This is a genomic window from Bacillus haynesii (assembly GCF_001969855.1).
Lineage (GTDB): Bacteria > Bacillota > Bacilli > Bacillales > Bacillaceae > Bacillus > Bacillus haynesii.
In genome coordinates this window covers 32,430-45,671 of record NZ_MRBL01000003.1, presented here as the reverse complement: position 1 = coordinate 45,671, position 13,242 = coordinate 32,430, and the positions used below count along the sequence as shown (strand labels likewise).

The 13,242-nt window shown below is 45.9% G+C and carries 13 protein-coding genes; all 13 read right to left on the bottom strand.

The genetic code is table 11. The features are described from left to right. Window positions 1-38: 38 nt before the first annotated feature. The 13 genes from BTA31_RS02285 to BTA31_RS02220 all read right to left on the bottom strand — a co-directional run bounded on the left by BTA31_RS02285 (window position 39) and on the right by BTA31_RS02220 (window position 13,229). On the bottom strand, window positions 39-1,097 hold the full coding sequence (locus BTA31_RS02285; protein ID WP_076788747.1) for a tartrate dehydrogenase: 1,059 nt from the start codon (window positions 1,095-1,097) through the stop codon (window positions 39-41). Window positions 1,098-1,253: 156 nt separating this feature from the next. Then, window positions 1,254-2,504, bottom strand: a complete 1,251-nt coding sequence (locus BTA31_RS02280) for a murein hydrolase activator EnvC family protein (RefSeq protein ID WP_043926669.1) — start codon at window positions 2,502-2,504, stop codon at window positions 1,254-1,256. A gap of 92 nt (window positions 2,505-2,596) precedes the next feature. Further along, window positions 2,597-3,487, bottom strand: a complete 891-nt coding sequence (ftsX, locus tag BTA31_RS02275; protein WP_043926670.1) for a permease-like cell division protein FtsX — start codon at window positions 3,485-3,487, stop codon at window positions 2,597-2,599. Further along, the gene (gene ftsE, locus BTA31_RS02270; protein ID WP_043926671.1) at window positions 3,480-4,166 is read right to left on the bottom strand and encodes a cell division ATP-binding protein FtsE; all 687 of its coding nucleotides are present in this window, start codon (window positions 4,164-4,166) and stop codon (window positions 3,480-3,482) included. The genes ftsX and ftsE overlap by 8 nt, the downstream gene beginning before the upstream one ends. A gap of 350 nt (window positions 4,167-4,516) precedes the next feature. Further along, window positions 4,517-4,843: a cytochrome c551 gene (gene cccB, locus BTA31_RS02260; RefSeq protein ID WP_043926672.1), complete on the bottom strand. Its 327-nt coding sequence runs from the start codon at window positions 4,841-4,843 to the stop codon at window positions 4,517-4,519. A 48-nt stretch (window positions 4,844-4,891) separates the two neighbouring features. Further along, a complete protein-coding gene (locus BTA31_RS02255) occupies window positions 4,892-5,746 on the bottom strand; it encodes a YitT family protein (protein ID WP_076788746.1) in 855 nt (284 codons plus the stop codon). 201 nt (window positions 5,747-5,947) lie between these two features. Further along, window positions 5,948-7,049, bottom strand: a protein-coding gene (gene prfB / locus BTA31_RS02250; protein WP_142243742.1) for a peptide chain release factor 2 whose coding sequence is annotated in 2 segments (ribosomal slippage) — window positions 5,948-6,976 and window positions 6,978-7,049 — 1,101 coding nt in all. Because the reading frame shifts where the segments join, the coding sequence is not laid out codon by codon here. Window positions 7,050-7,111: 62 nt separating this feature from the next. After that, window positions 7,112-9,637, bottom strand: a complete 2,526-nt coding sequence (gene secA, locus BTA31_RS02245; protein WP_076788744.1) for a preprotein translocase subunit SecA — start codon at window positions 9,635-9,637, stop codon at window positions 7,112-7,114. Between the two features lie 160 nt (window positions 9,638-9,797). Next, window positions 9,798-10,358, bottom strand: a complete 561-nt coding sequence (gene hpf / locus BTA31_RS02240; protein WP_043926676.1) for a ribosome hibernation-promoting factor, HPF/YfiA family — start codon at window positions 10,356-10,358, stop codon at window positions 9,798-9,800. Window positions 10,359-10,599: 241 nt separating this feature from the next. Continuing rightward, the gene (locus BTA31_RS02235) at window positions 10,600-10,977 is read right to left on the bottom strand and encodes a DUF8042 domain-containing protein (RefSeq protein ID WP_043926677.1); all 378 of its coding nucleotides are present in this window, start codon (window positions 10,975-10,977) and stop codon (window positions 10,600-10,602) included. Window positions 10,978-10,986: 9 nt separating this feature from the next. Further along, window positions 10,987-11,328 carry a flagellar protein FliT gene (fliT, locus tag BTA31_RS02230; RefSeq protein ID WP_076788743.1) on the bottom strand — a complete coding sequence of 114 codons (342 nt, stop codon included), beginning with the start codon at window positions 11,326-11,328 and terminating at the stop codon, window positions 10,987-10,989. Further along, window positions 11,328-11,729 carry a flagellar export chaperone FliS gene (fliS, locus tag BTA31_RS02225; RefSeq protein WP_043926679.1) on the bottom strand — a complete coding sequence of 134 codons (402 nt, stop codon included), beginning with the start codon at window positions 11,727-11,729 and terminating at the stop codon, window positions 11,328-11,330. Before fliS ends, fliT begins: the two co-directional genes overlap by 1 nt. Before the next feature lie 18 nt (window positions 11,730-11,747). Continuing rightward, window positions 11,748-13,229 (bottom strand): flagellar hook-associated protein 2, encoded by a 1,482-nt coding sequence (locus tag BTA31_RS02220; RefSeq protein ID WP_076788742.1) that lies wholly within the window; start codon window positions 13,227-13,229, stop codon window positions 11,748-11,750. Between the last annotated feature and the right edge of the window lie 13 nt (window positions 13,230-13,242).

Below are 13,242 nucleotides of genomic sequence, written 5' to 3'. Positions count from 1 at the left end.
TCAGCAAAAAAAGCTGCCGGAGCGGCGGCAGCTTTCGCTTATATGGTCCTCACGCGCTTGATGATTTCTTCTGTCACTTCATCTGTCGTACTTGAACCGCCGATATCAGGCGTCAAGTAGCCGCTCTTTAGAACGTCTTCAATCACGGCAAGCAATCTTGCACCGAGTTCTTCTTCCCCAAAATGATCGAGCATCATTTTGGCCGTCCAAATTTGGCCGATCGGATTGGCAATTCCTTTGCCGATGATATCCGGAGCAGAGCCGTGCACAGGCTCAAACATAGACGGATATTTGCCGTTTACATTGATATTGGCGGCCGGCGCCACGCCTATGCTTCCCATAATCGCCGCCCCGATATCGGTCAAAATATCACCGAATAAGTTGCTGGCAACAATGACGTCAAGCTTCTCAGGCTTCGTTACAAAAAAGGCCGACAGCGCGTCAATGTGCTGCGAATCAGCGGTAATATCGGGGTAGTCCTTTGCCGTGTTCTCAAAGACTTCATCCCAAAAAGGCATTGAATAAACGATTCCGTTCGATTTTGTTGCGCTTGTAACATGCTTTTTTCGTTTAGCCGCCAACTCAAAAGCAAAGCGCATCGCCCTCTCCGCCCCTTTTCTTGAAAAAACGGCATTTTGAATGGCGATTTCATCTTCATCTCTGAAGATTCTGCCCCCGATCGAGCTGTATTCCCCTTCGCTGTTTTCCCTGACGACAAGCAGATCGAAATCTTTTGGGTTGGCCAGCGGAGACTTGATTCCTTGCAAATATTTCGCAGGTCTAATGTTAATGACCTGTTCAAATTCGCGGCGGATTTTAATGAGCAGCCCCCATAGGGAAATATGGTCGGGGACAAGCTTGCTGTTTCCTACCGCCCCAAGGAAGATGCTGTCGAACTCTTTCAGCTGCTCCAAGCCGTCATCAGGCATCATTTCCCCGTGTTCCAAATAATACTCGCAGTTGTATGGAAACTCTGTAAATCGAAATGAGAGTCCCCCGTGAACATCAGAAACCGCTTTCAAAACTCGCTGTGCAGCAGGTACGACTTCTTTTCCTACACCGTCACCGGGTATGCTGGCAATGTTGAATACTTTCATTGGATCATCCCCTATTTCAAATTGTCGACTGTCGACAGATGTCACTTTCATTCTATACCTTGTGTTATTTTCTGACAAGAATAAATGTTGGGAAAACCCTTGTTTGAATGATAAAAAGCCGATTCGGTCCATTTCTGGACGAATCGGCTTTCATTTTTAAAGCGGTATATAATTGGCCGGGTCAACAGCATTGGATTTCGCGTTGTTCCAAAGGCCTTTATGAATTTCAAAGTGAAGATGCTGCCCGTAGGATTGACCTGTATTTCCCATTGTTCCGATCACTTGTCCCTGTTCAACACGCTGGCCTGTCTGCACTTTAATTGAAGACATGTGAGCGTAGACCGTCTGATATGTTTGCCCGTTGATGTTATGGGTAATAAACACAACATTGCCGTAGCTGGACGAGTAATGGGCGTTATAGACGGTTCCGGCGGCTGCCGCATAAATCGGAACGCCTGAACCGCGCTTGGCGATATCTACACCAAAGTGATTCCCAAGCGAACGCTTTCCGAATCCGGAAGTAAATGCGCCGGAAGCAGGGCGGATAAAACCTGAGCTGCTTGGTGCCGACGGTTTAGATGAAGTGGCTTCCGATCGACCGCTTGAAGCCTGGCGGCTCGCTTCAGCTTCCTGCTTTTTCCGATGCGCCTCTTCGGCTTTGATCGCTTCATTCTGACGCTTTAAAATTTCTGCTTCATTTTCGAGTGAACCAAGTTCTTCATGTGCGTGATCTTTATCTTGCTTCACTTTTTTCATGACGTTTGCTTTTTCTTTTTGCTGCTTGTCGAGCGTCTTTTTTAAATCTTCAAGGTCTTTAAGCGCTTTTTCAAGGCTTTCAAGGTCCTTGCTCAGCTTTGTTTCCTTTTCCTCAACAAGCTGAAGATCGCGCTTTTGTTCTTCCATCAAATCTTTATCAGCTTCAACAATTGTCGAAACCGCACCCGCGCGGCTGATGAAATCTCCAAAACTTTTCGAGCCGAGAAGCACGTCTATGTATTGAACGGAACCGCCGTTTTCCTGCATGGAGCGAACCCGGTCTTTCAATATTTTATTGCGTTTCTCAATCTTTTCTTTAAGCTTTTTGATTTGCTTTTTCAGCTCTTCGATGCTTTTCTTTGTTTGATTGATTTCTTCATTTTTCTTTTCCAGCTTTTCATTCGTGTTCGTCATTTGACGGTCGATTTTCTCGATCTCGCTTTTCAGGCTCGCTTCCTTTGATTCAAGCTCTGAAAGCTCCTGTTTCTTTTTTTCGAGCTTTGACTCGTTTTCAGATTTTTTGTTTTGGACGTCGCTCTTTTTTTTCTCCAAGTCTTCATAAGCTAAAGCATGGTTGCTTTTTAGGGGGATCAGCACTGCCGACAATCCGAGCACAGCGGTCAGCCCCAGCGTCATAAGCTTTCTTTTCAACCTTGGTTCCTCCTTGCCTTCAGAATCAAGGGTGCCCGGCGCTTTGCAGGCATCCCAGCTTTAAACATGATACAACCGGCGAAAGCGCCGGTTTAAACTTTTAAGAATTTGCGAATCGACATCAAGCTTCCCCATACACCGATAACGGCTCCAATCAGCACCAAAATCGCTGAAATCTGGAAGACGAACGGATTGTACGGCAAGAGCTGTATGAATGTGCCCTGAACTTTCGGAGCGATCCACTGAACGGCATGATGATACGTTCCGAGCAAAATAGCGATCGGAATGATAGAACCGCATACGCCCAAGAGCAAACCTTCAATGAAGAAAGGCCAGCGAATAAACCAGTTTGTCGCGCCTACAAGTTTCATAATCTCGATTTCTTTGCGTCTCGCAAAAATCGTAATTTTGATCGTATTCGAAATTAAAAACATCGCCGTAAACAGCAGTCCGATGACCAATGCAATCCCGATTACTTTGGCGACATTGCTTATTTTAAACAGGCGGTCAACCTGCTCCTGCCCGTATGTCACCTTATAGACGTTGGTCAGCTTTTCAAGCTTCTTGGCAGCTTTCGGCGTATCTTGAGGGTCTGTTGTTTTGACGACAAACGCATCGTTCAGCGGATTTTCCTGCTCGAACATCGCAAAGAATTTCCCGTCTTCTCCAAAGCTGTCTTTCAGACTTTTAAGCTCTTCATCTTTAGATGAGTATTTGACACTGCTGATTTCCGGTATTTGTTTAATTTCTTTTTCCAATGTATTTTTTTGATCCTGGTTGGCCGTCAAGTCAACCAGTACTTTGACTTCGACTTCTTGTTCGGCTTTTAATGTCATATTGTATACGTTCAGCATGATGACTAAGAATACGCCGACCAAGATAAGTGTAACAGTTACAGCACTGATGGATGCGAAAGTCATCCACGCGTTTCTCCCGAGAGATTTTAAGCTCTCGCGCAAATGCCGTCCGAGAGTTCTAATCATAAGAACCATACTCCCCTCTAGCTTCATCACGCACAATGACCCCGTCTTCGATTGCGATGACCCGTTTCTTCATGGTGTTTACGATTTCTTTGTTATGAGTCGCCATAACGACTGTTGTTCCGCGGTTGTTGATTTCTTCGAGCGTCTTCATGATTTCCAAAGACGTCTCAGGGTCAAGGTTTCCCGTCGGCTCGTCAGCGATCACGACATCAGGGTCGTTGACGATTGACCGTGCAATTGAAACCCGTTGCTGTTCTCCCCCGGACAGCTGATCAGGAAATTGCCTTGCTTTGTGCTTCAGCTGGACAAGATCAAGCACTTCAAGCACTTTTTTTCTGATCACCTCTGGGCGCTCCCCAATGACCTCTAAAGCAAATGCAACATTTTCAAACACCGTCAGCTTCGGCAGCAGTTTAAAGTCTTGGAATACAACGCCGATTTTCCTTCTGATGAAAGGTATCTCTTTTTCTTTGAGCTGCGCCAAATTTTTATTGTTTATGACAATCTTCCCTTTGGAAGGCTTTTCTTCGCGGTAAATCATTTTAATGAAGGTTGATTTCCCTGCTCCGCTCGGTCCTACAACATAAACAAATTCCCCGGGATATATAGAGATGCTTATTCCGTTCAGCGCCGAGACCCCGTTGGAATAAGTCTTATATACATCTTTTATTTCGATCATGTAATCACCTAATCTTTTATGTTTATACGGTCATACTCTTCGAAAGGGCATGTCGTTTTGTGTCCTGCTAATTTCACGATAAATGGTATTGATTCAAGCCCTTTTTCAACAACACCCATTATACGTCAAGATTAGACAAAATGATATTACAGTTTTGTTTCAATGCCGACCTAAGTTATAGGAAAAACGCAAAATCAGACAAAAAATTTGTACTTTGGGCCTTTTTTGAGACAAAAGAACTTGTTTGTCTCGGTTTTTCAATAGGCCAAAAGACCTTTTGAACAAAAAAAGAACCTTTTTCACCTGAATGTGAAGAAGGTTCTCTTCGTCTCCTGACCGGCAAGGCATGCTTATTTTTTCTCTGAAAGCCACTTGGCGACCGCTTCAGCTTCTTTTTCGTCTACAAGATTGCCAGGCATTCCGCCGCGGCCGTTGACTACAATGTCCTTAATTTCGCCTTCCTTATACTTGCCGCCAACTTCCTTCAAGCTCGGGGCGGAACCGCCGGCCAAATCCTTACCGTGGCAGCCTGTGCAGTTTTGCTGGTAAATCTCTTCCCCGTCCGTTGCAGTTGCTTGCCCGCCTGTGTTTTTCTCTTTGCTTTCGTTGTTATTGCCGCCGCAGGCAGCCAGCACAAAAGAAACAGCCATAAACAGAGTAAACAGCTTCATTTTCATTTTTTTAAGTCAGCTCCTTTAACAAGTCAACCTTTATTATAACCTCGATTACGCGCGTTTAAAACCCTCGCCAAGCACCTCTGAAGCATCCATCGCAATGACAAATGCAGACTCATCAATGTGTTTCACGAGTTGTTTCAGCTTTGTGAACTCGGTCTGGCCGACCACGCACATCAGAATGGGCCGCTCATCATCTGTATAGCCTCCGACCGCTGATATTTTCGTAATCCCCCTGTCGATTTTATTCAGTACCGCATGTCGGACTTCCTCTTCCCGGCTGGTAATGATCATCGCCATTTTAGAACGGTTCAATCCGACCTGGATAATATCGATGGTTTTGCTTGATATATAAACGCCAAGCATCGCATACAATCCCTGTTCGATGTTAAAAACAAACATCGCAGACAGGACGATCGTTCCGTCGATCAGCGCTAAACATTTGCCTTGCGACAGCCCGGTGTACTTATGAATGATTTGCGCAGCCAGCGCAGTGCCGCCTGTCGAGCCCCTTCCGAGAAAGACCATCCCGATTCCAACTCCGATGCCGACACCGCCGAAAATGGCAGCTAAGAGCGGATTCTCTGTCGCCGGAGCAATGTCCCGCGTCACATATACGACAAACGGGAGAAAAACAGACCCTACAAGCGTCTTGATGCCGAATTTTCCTCCGAGTATGAGAACCCCGGCAATAAATAAAGGAATATTAAATGCCCATTGCACATAGGCGGCTTCAAAGCCGAACGATTGCAAAATGGTGCTGATGCCGCTGACGCCGCCGGCTGCAATCCGGTTGGGAAGCAAAAACATATTAAATGTCACAGCGACGACGGCTGATCCAAATAGGATATAGCCGTAGTCACGCAGCGCCGTAAACAATTGATATTTCTTTTTGTCCATATTCATACCTGTCATCCCCCGCACGATTCGTTACCAATCGAGAGTATAGCATTTAGCTTATTGTAAGTAAATAACAGCCAAATAACGTATTAAACGGATAAAGCGGCAGAGGGACAAAGCTTTTTAAGGTTTAGGCTGTACATATCCAGGAGATTTACCCGCAAAAAAAGACACATCCGCATAATATGGATGTGCCTTTCTACAATTTTAGGAAAGCTTGGAACGCAAATATGCGTCGATGAAAGAGTCAATGTCTCCGTCCATGACCGCCTGCACGTTCCCCATTTCCGTGTTCGTTCTATGATCCTTCACTAGAGAATACGGATGGAAAACGTATGAGCGAATCTGGCTTCCCCAGCCGATTTCTTTTTGTTCGCCGCGAATTTCGTCAAGCTGTGCCTGCTGCTCCTCGATTCTGCGCTGATACAGCTTCGACTTCAACATTTTCATCGCACGTTCGCGGTTTTTAATTTGTGAGCGCTCCGTCTGGCAAGTGACGATGACGCCTGTCGGCAGGTGGGTGATCCTGACGGCGGAGTCTGTCGTATTGACGTGCTGACCGCCGGCGCCGCTTGCCCTGTACGTATCGACTTTAATATCTTCCGTGCGGATCTCAATGTCGATTTCTTCGTTGAATTCAGGCATGACATCACAAGACACAAATGACGTGTGCCTGCGACCTGAAGAGTCGAACGGAGAAATTCTGACGAGTCTGTGCACGCCTTTTTCGGCTTTTAAATAACCGTAGGCATTGTGGCCTTTGATCAGGAGAGTGACAGACTTGATTCCCGCCTCATCCCCTGGAAGGTAGTCAAGGGTTTCCACCTTAAATCCGCGGCGCTCCGCCCATCTGGTGTACATTCTGAGAAGCATTGAACCCCAATCCTGTGATTCGGTGCCGCCGGCTCCCGGATGAAGCTCAAGGATCGCATTGTTTTTATCGTACGGCTCGCTTAACAATAGCTGCAGCTCAAATTCGTTAAACTGCTTTGTTAAGCTTTTCAGCTCATTGACCAGTTCATTTTGCAGGTCCTGGTCAGGATCTTCTTTTAAAAGATCGTGTGTCATTTGCAGTTCTTCATGAGACTCGCTTAACTTGTTGTACGTGTTGACATAGTCTTTTAACGCATTCGCTTCATTAATGATCGTCTGCGCTTTTTGCTGATCTCCCCAAAAGTCTGGGTCAGCCATCTGCTCGTCTAGTTCGCTGATTCTTGCTTCCTTTGTTTCGAGGTCAAAGAGACCCCCTGAAGTCCGCTAACCGAGTAGCCATATTTTCAAGTTCCTGTCTGATTTCTGCCAATTCCATTATTCTTTCACCTCATCAAATATTTCAGCCGGTTCAAAATAAAAAGAGGCTAGCACCTCTTTTTATTCTGTTCTTCCGCAGCAGTTTTTATATTTTTTTCCGCTTCCGCAGTAGCATGGATCATTGCGTCCAATATCCACCGCTTTGCGGACCGGTTTTTTCTTCGCTTGTTTTTCCTCATCGCCTTCTTTCGGCTGATGGGCTGTCGTCTGTCCTTGAATAACCTCTTCGCGCTCAAGGTTATTTTCGATTTCAGCCTTCATGACGAATTTGGCTACATCATCTTCGATGGCCGCGATCATGTTTTCAAACATTGCAAAGCCTTCCATCTGATACTCGCGGAGCGGGTTTGTCTGAGCGTAAGCGCGCAGATGAATTCCTTGCCGCAGCTGATCCATCGCATCGATGTGATCCATCCATTTCGTATCGACTTCGCGGAGAACGATGACTTTCTCAAATTCGCGCATTTGTTCAGTGCCGTAGCGCTCTTCTTTCTCATCGTACTTCGTCTTGATGCGGTCGTAAATGAGCTCTGTGATCTCCTCAGGCTCTTTTCCGAAAATGTCGCTTTTCTCCACTCCGCCCTCATCAAGGAAATTCGCATTTACAAGCTCGACAAGGCCGTCAAGATTCCACTCTTCTGGGAGATCTTCCTTCGGCGTGTATGAAGCAACAGCCCGCTCAAGTGAAGCTTTAATCATATTTTCGACGATCGAGCGGAGGTTATCGGAATCGATGACCTCAAAGCGCTGTTTATAGATGACTTCACGCTGCTGACGAAGCACGTCATCGTATTGCAGAAGCTGCTTACGGGCATCAAAGTTGTTGCCTTCCACACGCTTCTGTGAAGATTCGACCGCTCTTGAAACCATCTTGCTCTGAATCGGCGTCGAATCGTCCATTCCGAAGCGGTCAAGCATCGCCATCGTCCGTTCTGCGCCGAAGCGTTTCATTAATTCGTCTTCCATGGACAGATAAAATTGGGTGATACCAGGGTCCCCCTGACGGCCTGAACGTCCGCGCAGCTGGTTGTCAATCCGCCGTGATTCATGGCGCTCCGTACCGATGACGGCCAGTCCGCCAAGCTCTTTTACACCTTCGCCAAGCTTGATGTCCGTACCGCGTCCCGCCATGTTCGTCGCGATGGTGACCGCGCCTTTTTGCCCGGCATCTTCGATAATCTGAGCTTCCCGCTCGTGGTTTTTCGCGTTCAACACCTGATGCGGAATTCCTTTATTTTTAAGCAGCTTTGAGATCAATTCAGATGTTTCTACCGCAACCGTTCCGACAAGAACCGGCTGGCCGACCATATAGCGCTGGGCGACATCCTCTGCGACAGCTTTAAATTTCCCTTCCATGCTCCGGTAAATTAAATCCGGGCGGTCATCGCGGGCGATCGGCTTGTTGGTCGGAATCGTTACAACCTGCATGTTGTAGATGTTGCGGAATTCTTCTTCTTCCGTTTTTGCCGTACCCGTCATTCCGGCTAATTTTTCATACATACGGAAATAGTTCTGGAAGGTGATCGTCGCGAGCGTCATGCTCTCATTTTGGATCTCAAGGCCTTCCTTCGCTTCAATCGCCTGGTGGAGTCCGTCGCTGTAGCGACGGCCTTTCATCAGACGGCCTGTGAAAGAGTCGACGATAACGACCTGTCCTTCTTCGACGACGTAATCGACGTCTTTATGCATCGCCGCATGGGCTTTCAGCGCCTGGGCAATATGATGGTTTAAGGCGACATGGCGGACGTCAAACAAGTTTTCGATGCCAAACGCCTTTTCGGCTTTTGTCATCCCCTCTTCAGTCAGCTGAACGCCTTTTGTTTTCACATCGTATGTGTAGTCCTGGTCCGCTTTTAGCGTGCGGACAAACGCATTGGCCTGAACGTAAAGCTTAGTGGATTTTGCCGCTTGTCCAGAAATGATGAGCGGCGTTCTCGCTTCATCGACCAAAATGGAGTCGACTTCATCAATGACCGCAAAATGAAGCGGACGCTGAACCATCTGCTCTTTATAAAGCACCATGTTGTCGCGCAAGTAGTCAAAGCCAAGCTCATTATTCGTAGAATACGTAATATCTGCTGCATAGGCTTCGCGCTTCTCTTCTTTAGACAGGCTGTTCAGGTTTAAGCCGACTGTCAGCCCGAGAAATTCATAGATTTTCCCCATCTCTTCAGCATCGCGGCTCGCCAGGTATTCGTTGACCGTCACGATGTGAACGCCTTTCCCTGACAGAGCGTTCAAGTAAACGGGCATTGTGGAAGTCAGCGTTTTACCTTCCCCCGTTTTCATTTCAGCAATGTTCCCTTCATGAAGGGCCACGCCCCCCATCAGCTGAACCTTAAACGGGAACATGCCTGTCACGCGCCGGGAAGCTTCCCTGACAACAGCAAACGCTTCAACCAAAAGATCGTCAACCGTTTCGCCTTTTTCAAGACGCTCTTTGAACTCGATCGTCTTTTGTTTCAAAGCTTCGTCTGAAAGCTTCTCTATATCTGCCTTGAGCGCATCAATCTCGTTCGCTTTCTTTTCATAACGGCTGAGCGTGCGTTTTGTCGGATCAAACACTTTATTTAAAATTCCAAGCATAGAATAACGCTCCTCTTTAATTTCCTTGTTTAAGTATGAGTAAACAGTAATTTTTATATATGCAATATCATATCATACCTTTTGTCATTTCCAAACAATTTACCGCGGGGAAACGGAAAAAATCCCCTCTGCGGAAGATCCGGGAGGGGACTTGATATATTTATTCGTTCGGCTCGATCAAACCGTATTTTCCGTCGTTTCTTCGGTAGACCACATTGGTCAGATTGGTTTCGGCGTTCGTGAATACAAAGAAGCTGTGTCCAAGCATATTCATTTGTAAAATCGCTTCTTCATTATCCATCGGTTTTAAATTAAAGCGCTTTTGACGGACAACCTGCGGCTGTTCATCTTCAATGTCATCCTGCACGGCCGTTCCGATGCCGTTTCCCTCGGCAAAAACATACTTCGGAGAACCTTTTTCGCGGAATTTCCGGTTAACTTTTGTTTTATGCTTGCGTATTTGACGTTCCAGTTTGTTCGTTGCGAGATCGATTGCATTGTACATATCTTCGTGGTGAACTTCCGCACGGAGAGAGAGGTCTGTCATTGGAATTGTCACTTCCACCTTCGATTCCTGATCATTATAGAATTTTAAGTTGACGTGAACAATTGCATCAACGTTATTTTCAAAATAACGCTCAAGCTTTCCAATTTTCTTCTCGACGTGTTCTCTTAACGCTGGTGTTACCTCAATGTTTTCTCCTCTGACGTTGTACTCCATCAAAAGAACGCCTCCTTTATATTAAGGATATGTAAATACATTTCGTCTTTTCCCTGCTGAATTCCTGCATAAACGTAAAAATTATGTGAAAAATCCGTGAATTTTGACGAAGATTGTCTCCTGCCAGCTGACCCCCTTTATTAAATCTTAAATATATTCACATGCGAATAAAATCAGAACGCCACTTTTGTTTTATAAAAAATATGGCATACACCTGCACAAGCCGGTCAGATGTATGCCATTAATGGATGACGTAAGGTTTCATGCATTGGTGGATCGTGTTCATCCATTCTCGGTAAAGCGGTAAAAAATGATGGGTTAAGTCATGCTGAAATTCAGCAGACGGATAATTGTAGTAAATCAAGCTGTCAAACTCACGGAAAACTCTGTCAAAAAAGCGAATCGAAGATTTGGCACAGCTTGTCTCCAAAATCGACAGCAAAACAGCGTGCGACGAATCCAACTGAAAAAAAGCATAGATTAAATCATTAAAAATCCGCTCTCCTTCTGTCTTCGCCAAATCTTGATTCGCTTCTATTAAATAGCAAAACCCCTCTTCAATCGTAAACAAAAGCTGATAATAAGTCGTTAAGAGCATGTAATCGTCGGTGCTTGTCAAAGCGATCACCTATTTGCGCTTGTCATAATATGTGCCGTCAATCGTCATGTTGGCGTACGGATTGATATAGGAATGATGCATGGCACGCTTCTGCTTCGCCTGAAGCAGCTCCTGTTTGACAGCCTGCTGCAGCCTTTTCAGTTCGGCCATGAGCAATGGCTCCAAATCCGTCACTTGCCGCATCTGCTGCTTTTCTGTCTCAGAAAGAGGCGGCTTGATCTCTTTGATCAAGCCATCGCGTTTTTCAAGAAAATCTTCAATTGCCTGAACCAGCTCATCGCTTTCCGGGGCGCCTTTTATTTGAGCGAGCATATGTTTTGTTTCGCTGTACAGCAGCTCAATCTTTTCCATCATGCCAGCCCGCCCGATCCGAACCGGCCCTGCCGTTCGATTTGAAGCGCCTGCTTCCAGGCATCGCGTAAATCTTTGACATACCCTTCGACTTCCGTCACGATATCTTTGTCATTGTGAATGTTCGCTTCAACCAAGCGGCGGTGAATATACTCGTACATCGCCCCCATTGAAGCGGCCAATTCGACTTTCCGGTCAAGGGTGATATTGAGCTCCTGGATAATCTTTTGAGCTTTGACAAGGTTCGTATTTTTCGTTTCCATATCCTCTTGTTCAATCGCCTGTTTCGCCAGCTTCATAAATTTAAGGCAGCCGTCAAATAGCATAAGCGTCAATTCTCCAGGGGTCGCCGTATTGATTGAATTTTGCTGATAAGCTGCATACGGGTTGTTTAAAGCCATTGTTGATCCTCCACCAAATTATTGTCCAAGCATTTGTAATAAGTATGTCGATTGTTCATTCGCTTTTTGAATCGCTTTTTCCATCGCCGTGAACTTTGTGTAGTAGCGATTTTCGACTTGTTTCAGGCGGGCGTTCATTGACGAAATGTCAGAATCAACTGTATTCAAGTTTTTCCCGATTGTAAATTGATTGTTTGTCATTGCTGAATTTCCGGCTTTATCTTCAATCTGCTTCTTCGTATCGGTCAAAACAGTCTGAAGCCTTCTCATGATACCTTTTTCATTGTAATTTTCCGTGCTGCTCGTTCCCGCCATAAAGAGGTTTGCCACACTGTCAGGGTCTTCTTTAATTTTCGCTTTCAGCTTTTCTTCGTTGATCTCTAAATGACCGCGCTGACTGTAAACGCTTGTAGTCGAAATCCCAAACTGGGTAAGCTGCAGTGACTCTCCGTTCACAGACACATTCGAATAAAAATCGGTCCGCATTTGGTTGGCGGCGCCGCTTAAAATCGTGTCGCCCCTTAACAATCCGCTTTTCGCTTTTTCTTCCCACAGCTCAATTTGCTTTTCCGTCATATCTGCTTTTTGTTCTTCTGTCAGCGGCGTATAGTCGCGGTATTTCTTTTCCGTGAGCTTTCCGTTGACCATATCGATCAGTTCATTGTACTGTGTGACAAAGTCTTTAATCTTTTCATAAATCCCGTCAACATCAGTTGCTACGTCAAGCGAAACAGGGCTGTTTGTCGTATTCTTCAGCTGATATGTCACATTATTAACGGTAAAGTTGTTCGTTGTCTTCTCAATCTGCAATCCGTTGATGACAACTTCGGCATTTTGACCGGCCTGGCTGGCTGTCATCTTGTTGTCTGCGTCAAGCGCAAATCCGAGCTGATTAGACATAAAGCTCGCCGTCGCATCATCAGCTGCCTGTATGCTGCCCCCTGCGCCGGTTGCTTTTGATGTGAAAGCGATCGTTTCCACATATTCAGACCCGTTATAAATCTTTTCTTTCATAGCGGTTACGCCCAAATTTGATTTATTGACTTTGGAAACGATGTCATCCAGCGTATCCGTGCTGCTGACGCTGATTTCAACTTTTTTTGCAGTCGTTTCTCCAGGAGCTGTCACTTGGAAAGTTAACGTTTGATCGCTCCCTGTATACCCTGAAAGGCTAGAAGTTTTATAGGTGGCGGCGGTTGCCAGCTTGTTGATTTGAATCGTGCCTGATGCCGCATTCGTGGTACCTGTTGCCGTAACCGCCGACTCGTTAGAGCTTGTCACCTTTTTCGCGCCGTACGTGCTGGGACGGAGCATAAGGTTGATTGATTCCTGCAAGCCTTTGATTTTCGTATTGATTTCACGATAGCTGTCACGCTGCCATTCTAAAGTCTGTTTTTTTTGCGTAAGCTTATCGAGCGGGACGCGCTCCGTTTTCATTAATTTGCTGACAATATCGTCTACATCCATCCCTGAAGCTAAACCTGATATTCTGATCGCCATATCATCTAACACT